Genomic DNA, 13,731 nt, shown 5'->3' with positions numbered 1-13,731 from the left:
TTTTAAGACAACCGCTTAGGTAAACAATAACCATCTCCAAATATAGAATATAGAATATGGTACGAATAGAACAATAAATGCAGTGTCTACATTGTCGTCAAATTCCAAACTTAATCGGGATATTATGCGTATTTCCGACCAGCTCGTAAAAGAAAATGCTGTCGTAATTTCCCATTACTACACTCCCCCTGAAATTCAGTTTCTAGCAGATAGTACAGGAGGTTTTGTAGGTGATTCCCTAGCAATGGCAAAATTTGGAATGGCACAAACCGCCACAACTTTGGTTGTGGCTGGTGTACGTTTTATGGGTGAAAGCGCAAAAATATTAAGCCCGAAGAAACGAGTCTTAATGCCTACCAAAAAAGCGACTTGTTCGCTTGATCTTTCTTGTCCTATCGAGAAATTCTCACAATTTTGTGATATACATTCCGATCGAACAGTAGTAGTCTACTGCAATACCTCAGCGGCGGTTAAAGCACGAGCAGATTGGGTGGTGACTTCTTCAAATGCGTTGTCTATTATTAACGCTCTTGATCAAGAGAATGAAAAGATTCTGTGGGCTCCTGACCGTTATCTCGGAAATTATATTCAAAAAAGGACAGATGCGGATTTAATTTTATGGAATGGATCTTGTGTTGTGCACGAGGAATTTAAAGGAGAAGCTTTGATGATTTTGCGAAAAGAACATCCGAAAGCGGCGGTTTTGGTGCATCCTGAATCGCCTCTTTCTGTCATTGAACAAGCTGATGTGGTCGGCTCTACATCTCGATTGTTGCAAGCATCACAAGAGTTGTCTAATACTGTTTTCATTGTGGCAACTGACCAAGGAATTCTTTACAGAATGAGACAACAGTCGCCTCATAAGATTTTTATCGCAGCACCCACCCTTGGTCAAGGAGCAACCTGCCGAAGTTGTGGACACTGTCCTTGGATGGCTATGAACGTTCTACCAGATTTAGAACGATCCTTACTCAGTGGAAGCAACGAAATTTTGCTCGATTCCGAAATTATAGCAAAAGCTACAGTTCCACTACAACGAATGCTGAATTTCTAGCTATGCGTACAAAAAAACATTTTTCCAATTTTACAATGCATATCACTTTCTATTGGAATTGGAAATGGAAAGCGTAATCTTATGATTGTTCTTGAGAATGAAAAATTACGGCGCAAATTGGATATTTTGCAATTAGACAACATTCGTTACCATATTTTCTTATGTTGTGATCAGAAAAGCCCTCGATGCTGTCAAAAAAGCACAGGGTTAGAATCGTGGGAATATTTAACAAAGCGATTGAGCGAATTGCGCTTAGTCGGTACCGGAGGAATTTATCGAACGAAAGCGAATTGTCTGAGAATTTGTTGCCAGGGGCCAATTGCGATAGTGTATCCACATGGCGTTTGGTACCATTCGTGCAGCCCCAATGTCATCGAACTAATTATCCAAAAACACTTTCTTAATGAGCAGCCGGTAGAAGAATATATATTGTTCAAGAAAAAATGAAAATTCGTATTTGTCTAAACAAATTAGTAAGCGTCTTAAAGACACCCGTAGAATATTATCTCACTCATTCTAAGTACGGAAAAGTTTTCTTGAACACTTGGTTGGGTAAATCTGTTTTACTTAGTCATACAGGGTCAATCCATTGCATTCGATGCAAACGTGAAACCAATAAAAGTTTTCAACAGGGGTTTTGTTATCCTTGCTTACGGCGACTGTGGGAATGCAATTTTTGCATCATTCGACCAGAGTGTTGTCGAATCGAAAAAGGAGAATGTCCTGTTGATGACTGGGCACACGCTCATTGCCACAAAAATCATATAGTTTATTTAGCAAATTCTGCGAAACTGAAAGTAGGGATTACCCAAACAACACAAGTACCGACTCGTTGGATTGATCAAGGCGCTATTCAAGCGGTACCTATGTTCCAGACCAAGAATCGCTTTCAAGCGGGAACAATAGAAGTCGTCCTAAAATCCTTCGTGGCTGACCGTACCGATTGGAGACGAATGTTGCAGAATGATATTGAAAAACTAGATCTAATCTCGGAAAAAAATATTTTGTTGAAGAGAGCTAACTTTTCCCTCTCTAAAACAATATGCCAATTTAGCAGAAGGGATATCTATAAGTTTAAAACAACTGCAATCACTCAATTGAGTTATCCTGTATTGCAGTATCCAAGCAAGATACAAGTCCTCTCTCTTGAGAAAACACCTGTCATTTCAGGAACTCTTTTGGGAATAAAAGGACAATATCTTATTTTAAATACAGGGATATTTAATGTACGGAAATATTGTGGTTACAATGTCGAATGTATAGTTTTGTGAAGAAAGATTCAATTCAACACCTGGCTACGGAATTTAACGTTATTGGAATCAGTGGAGTTTTTCTAATTTTATTGGCTTATTTTCTGTTACATATAGATAAACTCTCTCAGAGAGATGTTTCTTATTCCCTATTAAATTTTTTGGGTTCGGGATTTATTTTGATCTCTTTATATTTTTCTTGGAATTTGTCGTCTGGTATCATAGAGACCGCTTGGTTTTTAATTAGTTTTCTTGGTCTCACCAGATCAACAAGTTCTCGTGGTAAAATTGGAGATTGATTTGTTTAATTCTAAATTTTCGTTGGTGCAAAATACAATTTTCCTTCGAGATATGACTTTTTCCTCTTCGATAATAATCGGAAGAAAACCAGAACTGTTAGAATTATACAAATTGGAGAAGTTTCTCTCTGCCGCGTATTGACGTTGAAATTATATTCAAACACTAAAATTTTATTGACTATAAATATAAGCACTAAATTATAAGTATACAATGAGTAAGAGGCCAACCATTATCGAAAAAACTGTAATTGCTCAAAGCCGATTATTTAAAATAGAGGAATTGCATTTGCGTTTTTCTAATGGAGCAGAGCGTCGTTTTGAACGTGTTTGTGGTCGTAGACACAGCGCCGTAATGATAGTCCCCGTATTGGAAGACAGAGAAACAATACTATTGATTCGAGAATACAGTACGGGATTGAATGATTATGTTCTGAGCTTTCCAAAAGGTAGTATTGAAAAAGGAGAGGAGATTTTAGCTACAGCCAATCGAGAATTAAAAGAAGAAATAGGATACGGTTCACGAAATATGTCAATTCTTTCTTGTTTTAGTACCGCTCCCGGTTATTTAGATTCCAAAATGCATATTATTTTAGCAACAGACCTCTATCCGGAAGATATTCATGGCGACGAACCAGAGCCTTTAGAAACTATTCCCTGGAAGCTGTCTCGAAAAGACGAGTTGCTGCATCATCCTGAATTTCATGAGGCACGCAGCGTAGCCGCCCTTTTTTTGTTGGAATACTATCAGAACGTCACTACAGAAAACGTCGCATAAAAAAATTCACGAGTCTCATATTGTATCGAGTAGACAAATAATCTTACAAAACATCTCTAGTTTTCCGTATCTTAATAAAGAATGAATAAAAACAGGATTTTCTATCGAATTTATTACATGAAGACAAGACAAAGAAGCGCAATACAATACAAATTGTAAAACTATAATCGTCGTCAATCACCAACAGTCCTTCTAATATTTCATTCTCGATGGAAAACTCGATGAAAAGAAATATTCTTTGAAATCAAAAATTGGTATACTGAAGAGCGAAGACAGCGAAAAAAAAGAAATGAAAACAACAAAGCATGTTAAAGTCGCAATAACTGGTGCTGCTGGGCGGATTAGTTATGCTTTATTGTTCCGTTTGGCTTCCGGACAAATGTTTGGTTTGGACACCACACTTGATTTGCATTTACTCGAAGTTGCTCCGGCACTGCCGGTATTAAGAAGTACTGTTATGGAGCTGGAGGACTGTGCTTTTCCTCTATTGCGCAATGTGATAGAAACTCCAGATCCTAAAACCGCTTTTAATAATGTCAATTGGGCATTATTAATAGGTGCGTCACCGCGAACGGCGGATGTAGAACGTAGGTATTTATTGGAGAAAAACGGTAAAATTTTCGCTGCGCACGGACAAATACTTAACGAAAATGCGGCAAACGATATCCGTGTTCTCGTAGTAGGCAACCCTTGTAATACCAATTGTCTTATTGCTATGAACCATGCTCCTGATATTCCCAATGATCGATTTTATGCTATGACAAGACTTGACCAGAACCGAGCTGTATACCAATTGGCTCTTAAGGCTAAAGTTGAAACGACAGCTATAAAAAATATGATTATTTGGGGTAATCATTCCTCCACACAATTTCCAGATTTTTATCATTCTGTGGTTAACGGAAAATCTGCTGTGCATGTAATTCACGAGAAGTGGTTTATTGAACACTTTATTCCTTTGATTCAACAACGTGGGTCTTTCGTAATCAGAACTCGAGGTGCTTCTTCTGCTGCTTCGGCAGCCAATGCCATAATTGATAGCGTATGGAGTTTAATACATGACACCATCGATAATGAAAGTTATTCAATTGCTTTATGTTCTCGAGGAGAATACAAAGTGGACGAAGGATTACTTTTCTCATTTCCTTGTCGTACAAGAAACGGGACTGTTGACACCGTAAAAGGGATTCAGCATAACGCGTTTGGTAAAAAAAGAATACGGGAAACCTTAAAAGAACTTCGTGAAGAACGTGATTCCGTAAAGGACCTAGGACTACTTTAGATTTCTTAAAATCATTTTTTGAAATTTTAATTTACTATCCATTTGTTTCACCAAAAAATTCTTTAGTACAAATTTCTTCGGTTTTGGATTGATTGGTGGTCTGTATATTATTGTCTCTGTTGGAATTCAGACTTGTGGTAAACTGCTAGAATCATGAGATATGTGCTCGGTATTGAAACGTCGTGTGATGAGTCGGCAGTAGCTCTTTTTGATGGGCAACAAGGATTATTGGCACACAACCTTTATAGTCAAATACCAATACACGCACAGTATGGAGGGGTAGTTCCTGAACTCGCCTCTCGGAACCATATCCGGAAAGTTTTACTGCTAATCAAAAAAACACTCAAAGATGCCGATCTACTAAGTAGCGATCTTAACGGCATCGCTTATACTAAAGGTCCCGGTTTAGTTGGTGCTTTAATGGTAGGCGCTTCTGTCGCAAAAAGTCTAGCTTACGCTTTAGGTATACCTGCAATAGGAGTCCATCATATGGAAGCACATTTAATGTCGATACGATTAGAAGAAGAACAAGCCCCCCAATGTCCTTTTACTGCCCTGTTAGTTTCAGGGGGGCATACAATGTTAATTTTGGCTGAGAGTCTCGGCCGATATGAAATTTTAGGGAAGAGTGTCGACGATGCAGCAGGGGAGGCGTTTGACAAAACAGCAAGATTGTTGGATCTGTCCTATCCCGGAGGACCCGCTATAGCCCGGTTGGCCAGAAAGGGAAATCCAGATCGATTTCATTTTCCAAGACCAATGATGCAGAAATCCCATCTTAACTTTAGTTTTAGCGGTTTAAAAACTTACGCGGTCAATTGTTTCAAAAAGTATGGAAACGAGAAACAAACATATGCTGACATCGCTTACGCTTTTGAAGAAGCGGTTGTTGACATCTTAGTGTATAAATGTCTACATGCTATCAAAAAAACTCGTACTAATACTCTTGTTTTAGTGGGAGGGGTAGCGGCAAATAAAAAATTACGACAACGATTACGTAAGTCCTTAGATGATCGAAAAGGGGTAGTTTGTTGCCCCCGACAGGAGTTTTGTACCGATAACGGCGCTATGGTGGCTTATACCGGGTGGTTAAGGCTTAACTCGGGAGAACGTGACAAGAGCGAAACAAACATTCAGGTTAAACCTCGATGGCCAATGAATGAACTAACTGAAATTTCTTTTTCTTAAAATTGAAGTTTTCTTTCAAGGCCTTTGCATAAGTTCCAAATATTTTCTCGGTGTTTCCATACTACAAGAATTGAAATCAATGTAATAGGAAAGAGATAGTCATGAACATCAATAATCATCGTAGTGTATACAGGCGCTGCGATAACAGAAACCAATGCAGCTGCAGATGCATATCGGAAAAGATAGGCTGCAATAAGCCACGTTACAGTAAGATAAAAACCAACCTGAAAAGACAAACCCCAGAAAGCACCCAACATTGTAGCGACACCTTTACCTCCCTTGAACTCAAAATAAAGAGGGAAAATATGTCCAACAACTACTGTTAATACTATATAGGGCAAATCTACACCATATACACCTAGAAAACGAGCTATTAAAACAGAAACCAAACCTTTTAAAGAATCGCCTAGCAACACAAAGAACGCTGATTTTTTTCCCGATACGCGCAGTATGTTGGTAGCGCCCGGATTCCCAGATCCAATTGTCCGAGGATCAGGAAAACTCGTAAGTTTTGAAAGAACGATTGCACATGGAAATGAACCGATAAGATAAACCAGTACAATACTGAAAAAAAATTTCACACGCCCCTCTGTTTCCCTCACAACCCGAACATTAAAACTCCTCAACGAGGTAATAATAAATAATATATATTGTTTTCCATTAAAATGTCTACAACTCCCCCCCCATATTTAAGGGGGGGGGAAGAGAAAATTCACATCTTCAAAAGGTGTTTTCGATAATAACGCAATTCCTTTATGGAATTCTGTATATCTTTAAGAGCTGTGTGTTGCGATGATTTTTTAACAGCATCCGTCATTATCTGAGGAGTCCAGTATTGAGCGAGAATTTTCAAAGTTGTTACGTCTAAATGTCGATAATGAAAGAATTGATTCAGATTGGGCATATAGAGACACAAAAATCGTCGGTCTTGACAAACAGAATTACCACATAAAGGCGATATTCCAGCCGGAACATATTTTTTAAGAAAATCTAGAGTTTTTTTCTCGGCTAAACTTTCAGTACAACTGCTGTTTCTGACTCGATCCAATAAACCAGAATCAGTATGATGAGAAACATTCCAATGGTCCATCCTTTCTAACAATTCAGTAGTTTGATGAATAGCAAGAACAGGGCCATCCGCAATACAATCAAGATCATTACTAGTTACTATCGTTGCAATTTCAAGAATACGATCTTCTTTTGGATTCAATCCTGTCATCTCCAGATCGAGCCAGACAAAGTTATTTTTATGGAAAATCATAACTAAAATAGGCGAAATTTCATACAACTATAACCACAGTTGTATAGTAATCTTCTGTTTCCAAAATCACGGATTCACTAATAACGAGAATCGGTAAACCTCCTTGTTACAAAAGGACAAGAAAAAATACCGTACTTTAGTGCATATTGATAGTTTCTTTTTATAAAACAAACGGTTTTGCATTTTTAGAAACGTAACGCACAGAGATTTCTAAAAAAGATACAGTTTCTCAGAATTTGGATAATATATATGCATACAATGAACCTTCAATCAATTCTTCTAATTATCGGGTCTTCTGCTTTCATTCCTGTAGGAATAGGAATAGTGGGAATGCTAATTTATTGGGTATTAAGAAAAAAATCTCATTTCCACCAAACAATCCAAACGATTGATCAACATTTAATTGCGATGCAAGATCGTCTGAAACAAGTGGACGAACAAAAAAATTTTTCTCAATTTCTTATTGGTCATCAACAAAAGGAACAAAATATACAGAGACAGAAATTTGACGAATATCAAATAAAAAGCTTAAAACTGATACAAGACAGTTTGACGAAAAATATGCAAAATGTTCGCGAACAAGTAAGTACCATACTGTCTATGCACATAGAAAATTTGGGTAGCCGCGTAGATAAACTCACTTGCGAAACTCAAGAACGTTTGGAAAAAATTAGCGGGCATGTGGACTGTAAACTAGCGGAGGGATTCGAAAAAACCACTGAAACATTTACAGATGTTATCAAAAGACTCACAATCGTTGACGAGGCCCAGAAAAAAATTACCGAATTGTCAAGTAACATTGTAAATTTGCAAGAGATATTATCTAATAAACATTCCCGAGGAACTTTTGGAGAAATACAATTAACTCAATTGGTTCATAATGTATTTCCTGAATCCAACTACGCGTTACAACACACTTTGACAAATGGAAAACGTTGCGATTGCATCCTGTTTTTACCAGAGCCAACAGGAAACATCGTAATTGATGCAAAATTCCCTCTTGAGAATTATCAGAAGATCCATAATCTTCAACTCTCGGAACGGGACCGTGTAGACGCTGAAAAACAATTTCGTGCCGATATAAAGAAACATATTCGCGATATTGCTAATAAATATATCATTCCCGGAGAAACAGCAGACGGAGCCGTCATGTTTATTCCGGCAGAATCGGTATTTGCCGAAATACACTCCGCCAATTATCCGGATCTAGTGACGACCGCTTACCAATCTCGTGTATGGTTAGTATCTCCAACAACTATGATGGCTGTACTCACCACCGCTCGTGCTGTTCTTAAAGACGCAGCCACTCGAAAACAAATGCACGTCATACAAAAGCATTTAATTGCCCTCAACAAAGATTTCATCCGTTTTCAAAAACGTATGGATAATTTATCACGACATATCAATGTGGCACGCGAAGATATCTTAGAAATCCATAAGTCTTCTAAAAAAATTACTGGTCGGTTTCACAAAATTGAGAAAGTGGAAATGTCTTCTGATTTAGAAACTTTCTCTCTCGAAAACGAAAGAGAACCAATCGTACAAAAAACCTAGAGATATATTCAAAAAAAATTGAAAAAACTGCAAATAGTCAGTAATCTTGACCGCAGCGGAACGAAAAATCGATTCTAAATCACTATCTCTGATAGAACAGAAAGACAATGCTCTAAATTGTCTCCTGGTTTGTGCAGAAAGACTGAAAAAATCAGTTACAAACGAGAGGTATCTGTTCTAATAGTTCTTTTCTCACTTGCTGCCAAATCAAATAATTCTCGAATAGCCACAAAGAGTATAGAAAAATCTTTTTCATCTGCATTGCGCATAGCCGATAAAATTATTCGCCAACGTCGTACTACAGGATCGTGTCTAATTAGCCATTCTTTGATCTTTCCTGGAATGCTGCGTGCGCTGGTATCCAATAAAACGCGCACCGTAAGTTCTTGTTGAATCCAATCTAAATCACCTTTATATCCGGACCTGGCTAAAGCTGACCATCGACTATCCACAGGATAAGCATTTATTCTTTTACGAAACCAGAACAAATCCAGTCGATCTACTAACATAAAATAAATCTTAGCTACACGAAACACTTCTTCTTGATAAGTAGTTGCCGCTTCTACAATATTTAACGCGTGAAACAGAGGAGCTGTACCTGCTATGCGCAGTGCTAATTCCGAAGGAACATTTTGATTTATCAAAACATTTTGTTGTTCGTCCATAGCCATTTTTTCAGATCCTAGTAGTAATTTAGGCAAACGAACATATATCGCCGCAACATGATCTTTAAAATGTGCAATGGTAGAAGAAACATTAAGATCATCTCGACGATGGCGTAATAACCAACGAGTCGCCCTACGGATCAATCGAATAGCGTCCACGTTAATTTGATATTGAACAGTAGGATCTACCTTGTAATCTAAAGAATCGACTTCTTTCAACAATCCTTCTATCTTAAATATTTTCAACGCGGTTACAAAAGCGCGTGTAATCAAAGAAACCGAAATATTCATTTCGTCTTGCATTTGGTAAATAAAAGTAATACCCATCATTGAAACAAGTTGATTACTGAGTTGCGTAGCAACAATTTCTTTAGAAAGATAGTGGTCTTTCATTTGATTAGAAAATCGACATCGTATCGGTCTAGGAAATGCGTAGCTCACGTATTGTGAAAAATACGGATCTTTTGTCAATTCAGATTTCTTAATTTTCGCTTTTAGAATATTTTTACTGTAGGCAAAAAGGACACTCAGTTCTGGTCTAGTCAGTCCTACTCCTGCCGATCGACGCTTAAGAAGCTCATTATCATCTGGGAGAAACTCTAGAGCTCGATTGATTTTTCCTTCTTGTTCAAGAGAATGAAGAAATCGTATATTTAAATTTAAATCCTGTACTGTTGAGTAAGACGCCAAACTTATGGATTTATTTTGAAAGTAATTGTCCCGTAAAACCAATTGAGCCACTTCATCCGTCATGCTGGACAACAGTTGATTGCGTTGACTTTCTGTCATACTTCCACTAGATACTATCTGATTTAATAGAATTTTGATATTCACTTCGTGATCCGAACAGTCCACACCTGCAGAATTATCAATAAAATCGGTATTAATTTTTCCTCCTATTGATTCAAATTCAATACGGCCTAATTGCGTTACTCCTAAATTTCCTGCTTCACATACAACTCGTGCACGAACATTTTTTGCATTTATACGTAAATTATCATTACTGCGATCACCAACATCATTATTTTTTTCACAGCTTGCTTTGATGTAAGTACCAATTCCTCCATTCCAAATCATATCTACTGGAGTTTGTAGAATAGCTCGGATCAGCTCGTTGGGCACCATCGTTTCTTTCTCAACATTTAAAAGAGCACGCACCTCTTGTGACAATTCGATCGATTTGGCTGCTCGAGAATACACTCCTCCTCCTGTTTTAATCAGTAGAGCGCGATCGTAATCATCCCAACTGGATCGTGATAAATTAAACAATCGCAGTCTCTCTTGATAACTGAATTGTGGATTAGGATTCGGGTCTAAAAAAATATGCCGATGATCAAAAGCCGCCACCAATTTAATATGCGTTGACAATAGCATTCCGTTTCCAAATACATCTCCGCTCATATCTCCAATTCCTACTACTGTTACTTCAGATTCATCTAAGTTTACTCCTAAATCTTGAAAATGACGTTTCGCAGCAACCCAAGCCCCTCTTGCTGTAATACCCATTTTTTTGTGATCATATCCGGTAGATCCTCCTGATGCAAAGGCATCTCCCATCCAATATCTCTTTTCAATGGCTATACTGTTGGCGATATCCGAAAATGTCGCTGTACCTTTATCAGCCGCAACCGCAAGGTAGGGATCTGGTCCATCGTAAGAAACCGCATTTTCAGGTGGGACAATCTTCCCATCTACTAAGTTATCTGTTAAATCTAATAAACCACGAATAAAATTCCGATAGCAAAAAATCGCTTCCTGCAACATTTCCTCTCGACTCCATTCCAAAGGCAAACGTTTCGGATAAAATCCTCCTTTTGCGCCTGCCGGAACGATGATAGAATTTTTAACCTGCTGAGCCTTCATTAAACCCAGTATTTCTGTTCTGTAGTCTTCTCTCCGATCTGACCAACGAATTCCCCCTCTTGTCACTTTAGCAGCACGCAAGTGTACTCCCTCAAACCGAGGTGAATAAACAAATATTTCATATTTTGGAAGGGGTAAAGGTATGTCTTCAATTTTCGAAGAACTTAGTTTAAAAGAAAGATAGGGTTTTGGTTTTCCATGCATATCTGTTTGAAAATAATTTGTACGTAAAGTAGCATGGATTAAATCAAGATATCGTCTCAAAATACGATCTTCATCGAGAACGGCCACAGAATCTAGTTCTTTTTGAATGTTTTGTTCGATATTTATCGTTCGTTCTTTAGGATCTACAGTTTGTTCAGGATCAAAATAACACTTGAACAATGCGATAAGAAGTTGTACAACTCGTGGGTTTTCTACTAAAGCATCTGCTATATATCCTTCGCTAAAAGTAAAAGCTATTTGCCGAAAATATTTCATATAAGCGCGAAAAACTGTGATCTCTCTCCAAGTTAATTGAGCTGCCAACACTAGTCGATTTAGACTGTCGTCCTCAGCTATTCCGAACCAAATTTTCTCATAGGCTTCCTGAAAATTTGTTTTAACGGTTTCAATTTCGAATTCAGGCTCTTTAGCATAGGTCATAAGGAAATCGTTAATCCAAACTTTTTGTCCATCTGAAAAAGTTAACTCGTAAGGTTGTTCTCCTACAACACGTAGACCCATATTTTCCAACATTGGCAGCGCATCCGACAGAGGAACAGTAAAATCCACGTGGAATAGTTTAAAGCGAATGACGTCTTTGGCTACTCCACGTGGCTGATAAATACTCATCTCTAATTGATGGGATTTTGATAATTTCTCGATATAAGTTACATCAAACACTGCTTGTTGAGCTTTAAATTGTTCTCGATAACTGGACGGAAAAGCATGACGATACTTGAAAAAAATACTATTCCCACGTTCTTCTCCAAAAAATTCCAGTGCGTATTGGTAAAATTCATCTTCCCAAGAAACACCGATAACAACTAATTTCTCTTCCAATTTTTTAACATCATATTCGAGAGATCTTCGTGGATTGATTCGAATTACAAAATGAATACGAGCCAATATTGATTCGGAAAAATAGGTAGTAAAAGAGACGTCCAGACCGTGAAACGCTTTAATCAGAATTTCTTGCATACGCATTACCAAATCCGTAGTAAAATTGTCGCGAGGTACATAGACCAAACAAGAAACAAAACGACCATAAGCGTCTCTCCTTACAAACAGACGAATTTTACGACGTTCTTGTAGTCGAAGAATACCCATTGCCCATACAAACAATTCATCGACGCTTGCATGAAATAAGTCGTCTCGCGGCAAAGTGGCTAATATGTGCAGCAAATCTTTTCCACCGTGACTTTTAGCAGACAATCGAGATCGTTTTAGAACAGACTCTACCTTAAGACGAACAACTGGTATCATCCTAGGATCCGATCTGTATACATCCGAAGTATAAAGACCTATGAATCGACGTTCACCAATTAGCCCCCACTTTGCATCAAAACGCTTAATTCCTATGTAATCTGTATAAGTGGGACGATGTACAGTCGATATAGTATTCGTTTTTGACATAATCAATATGTGATCAGTTGACAATGCTATTTTCCTTGCTGCTTTTGGTAAGTCAGAATACTGTCGCAACATCTTGCTGTGTGCATAATCACGCAATACACCTAGACCCAAACCGGGAATTAGTCGTAACGCTCGTTCTTTTCCTTCGCCAACCATCTCATAATCGCGAAAACCCAAGAAGGTGAAATGATTGTCAAGCAACCAGTTCAAAAATTCTTTGGTTTCTCTGATTTCTTCTGGATATTGAATCATTTTTTTTGGATCTAAATCCGCTACACATTCTTGCACTCGTTTCTGCATTAATTGCCAATCTTCTACAACCATTTGCACATCTCCTAAAACTCGACGAACATTGCGTTGAATGTCCATTAGGATTTTGAGATCTGTCTGTCGATCTATTTCCATATGAATTGGTGCTTCCATATTATTTTCGTCGTGGTGAGATTCCAGTTCCAAATGGTGAGCAAGTATATTGTTGATCTGATTCTTTTTGTTTCGAAAAATTTTAATTCCTCCCATATGAATCATTAAATGAGTGGTAAAACCTAGTCGGTTAATTTCCATACGAATAGAATCCACTAAAAAAGGCATATCATTAGTTATAACTTGAATAATTGTGTGGGTAGATTGCCAACCGTTGCGTTCATAATTAGGATTGAACACACGAATTTTTGTTGTTTTGGGGCGTCGAGAAAACATTAATTCCCATTGGGAACTAACCATTCCGTACAAATCCGAAATAGCACGTCCCTGAATGTCTTCCAATGGACAATTTTCATAAAAGAGTTGAATAAACGAAAAAAGTAAACCGCTTACATTTTTCGATAGACGCTCTTTAGCATAATCTGTTATTTTTTTGATTATCTCTCCGGAGGAGGACATATCATAGTCATACACTACAACCGAAACCTCTACTCTTCAGCAGG

10 protein-coding genes are annotated in these 13,731 nt (G+C 37.8%); 7 read left to right on the top strand and 3 right to left on the bottom strand.

The window, feature by feature from the left end; genetic code table 11:
• The first annotated feature begins 124 nt into the window (after positions 1-124).
• The 6 genes from nadA to tsaD all read left to right on the top strand — a co-directional run bounded on the left by nadA (position 125) and on the right by tsaD (position 5,845).
• The gene (gene nadA / locus EGQ50_RS02635) at positions 125-1,054 is read left to right on the top strand and encodes a quinolinate synthase NadA (protein ID WP_246168949.1); all 930 of its coding nucleotides are present in this window, start codon (positions 125-127) and stop codon (positions 1,052-1,054) included.
• Between the two features lie 443 nt (positions 1,055-1,497).
• Positions 1,498-2,325, top strand: coding sequence for a DUF2797 domain-containing protein (locus tag EGQ50_RS02625; RefSeq protein ID WP_159748288.1), 828 nt, complete (start codon positions 1,498-1,500; stop codon positions 2,323-2,325).
• Entirely contained in the window at positions 2,322-2,603 is a 282-nt protein-coding gene (locus tag EGQ50_RS02620) for a CBU_0592 family membrane protein (protein WP_159748286.1), read from the top strand. The genes EGQ50_RS02625 and EGQ50_RS02620 overlap by 4 nt, the downstream gene beginning before the upstream one ends.
• Before the next feature lie 211 nt (positions 2,604-2,814).
• A complete protein-coding gene (gene nudE, locus EGQ50_RS02615; protein ID WP_159748284.1) occupies positions 2,815-3,378 on the top strand; it encodes an ADP compounds hydrolase NudE in 564 nt (187 codons plus the stop codon).
• 289 nt (positions 3,379-3,667) lie between these two features.
• Entirely contained in the window at positions 3,668-4,657 is a 990-nt protein-coding gene (locus tag EGQ50_RS02610; protein WP_159748282.1) for a malate dehydrogenase, read from the top strand.
• Positions 4,658-4,810: 153 nt separating this feature from the next.
• The gene (gene tsaD / locus EGQ50_RS02605; RefSeq protein ID WP_159748280.1) at positions 4,811-5,845 is read left to right on the top strand and encodes a tRNA (adenosine(37)-N6)-threonylcarbamoyltransferase complex transferase subunit TsaD; all 1,035 of its coding nucleotides are present in this window, start codon (positions 4,811-4,813) and stop codon (positions 5,843-5,845) included.
• On the opposite strand, the gene plsY is transcribed toward tsaD, so the two are convergent.
• Complete coding sequence (gene plsY, locus EGQ50_RS02600; protein WP_159748278.1) at positions 5,842-6,426, bottom strand: glycerol-3-phosphate 1-O-acyltransferase PlsY; 585 nt, start codon at positions 6,424-6,426, stop codon at positions 5,842-5,844. The genes tsaD and plsY overlap by 4 nt on opposite strands.
• A 131-nt stretch (positions 6,427-6,557) precedes the next feature.
• Positions 6,558-7,106: an oligoribonuclease gene (orn, locus tag EGQ50_RS02595; protein ID WP_159748276.1), complete on the bottom strand. Its 549-nt coding sequence runs from the start codon at positions 7,104-7,106 to the stop codon at positions 6,558-6,560.
• A 258-nt stretch (positions 7,107-7,364) separates the two neighbouring features.
• Between orn and EGQ50_RS02590 the strand changes: the two genes are divergently transcribed.
• Complete coding sequence (locus tag EGQ50_RS02590) at positions 7,365-8,660, top strand: DNA recombination protein RmuC (protein ID WP_159748521.1); 1,296 nt, start codon at positions 7,365-7,367, stop codon at positions 8,658-8,660.
• A 155-nt stretch (positions 8,661-8,815) separates the two neighbouring features.
• Here EGQ50_RS02590 and EGQ50_RS02585 read toward each other — a convergent pair whose 3' ends face one another.
• The gene (locus tag EGQ50_RS02585; RefSeq protein ID WP_159748274.1) at positions 8,816-13,687 is read right to left on the bottom strand and encodes an NAD-glutamate dehydrogenase; all 4,872 of its coding nucleotides are present in this window, start codon (positions 13,685-13,687) and stop codon (positions 8,816-8,818) included.
• Positions 13,688-13,731 lie beyond the last annotated feature (44 nt).

This window comes from Coxiella endosymbiont of Amblyomma sculptum, from assembly GCF_009883795.1.
In the GTDB taxonomy this organism is placed as follows: Bacteria; Pseudomonadota; Gammaproteobacteria; order Coxiellales; family Coxiellaceae; genus Coxiella.
This window is presented reverse-complemented; position numbering and strand designations above follow the sequence as displayed.

What these genes read in the sequence shown, in the direction of transcription:
- nadA (WP_246168949.1), top strand. Translation starts at nt 125, where the DNA reads ATGCGTATTTCCGACCAGCTCGTAAAAGAAAATGCTGTCGTAATTTCC.
- EGQ50_RS02625 (WP_159748288.1), top strand. Translation starts at nt 1,498, where the DNA reads ATGAAAATTCGTATTTGTCTAAACAAATTAGTAAGCGTCTTAAAGACA.
- nudE (WP_159748284.1), top strand. Translation starts at nt 2,815, where the DNA reads ATGAGTAAGAGGCCAACCATTATCGAAAAAACTGTAATTGCTCAAAGC.
- EGQ50_RS02610 (WP_159748282.1), top strand. Translation starts at nt 3,668, where the DNA reads ATGAAAACAACAAAGCATGTTAAAGTCGCAATAACTGGTGCTGCTGGG.
- tsaD (WP_159748280.1), top strand. Translation starts at nt 4,811, where the DNA reads ATGAGATATGTGCTCGGTATTGAAACGTCGTGTGATGAGTCGGCAGTA.
- orn (WP_159748276.1), bottom strand. Translation starts at nt 7,106, where the DNA reads ATGATTTTCCATAAAAATAACTTTGTCTGGCTCGATCTGGAGATGACA.
- EGQ50_RS02590 (WP_159748521.1), top strand. Translation starts at nt 7,365, where the DNA reads ATGAACCTTCAATCAATTCTTCTAATTATCGGGTCTTCTGCTTTCATT.
- EGQ50_RS02585 (WP_159748274.1), bottom strand. Translation starts at nt 13,687, where the DNA reads ATGTCCTCCTCCGGAGAGATAATCAAAAAAATAACAGATTATGCTAAA.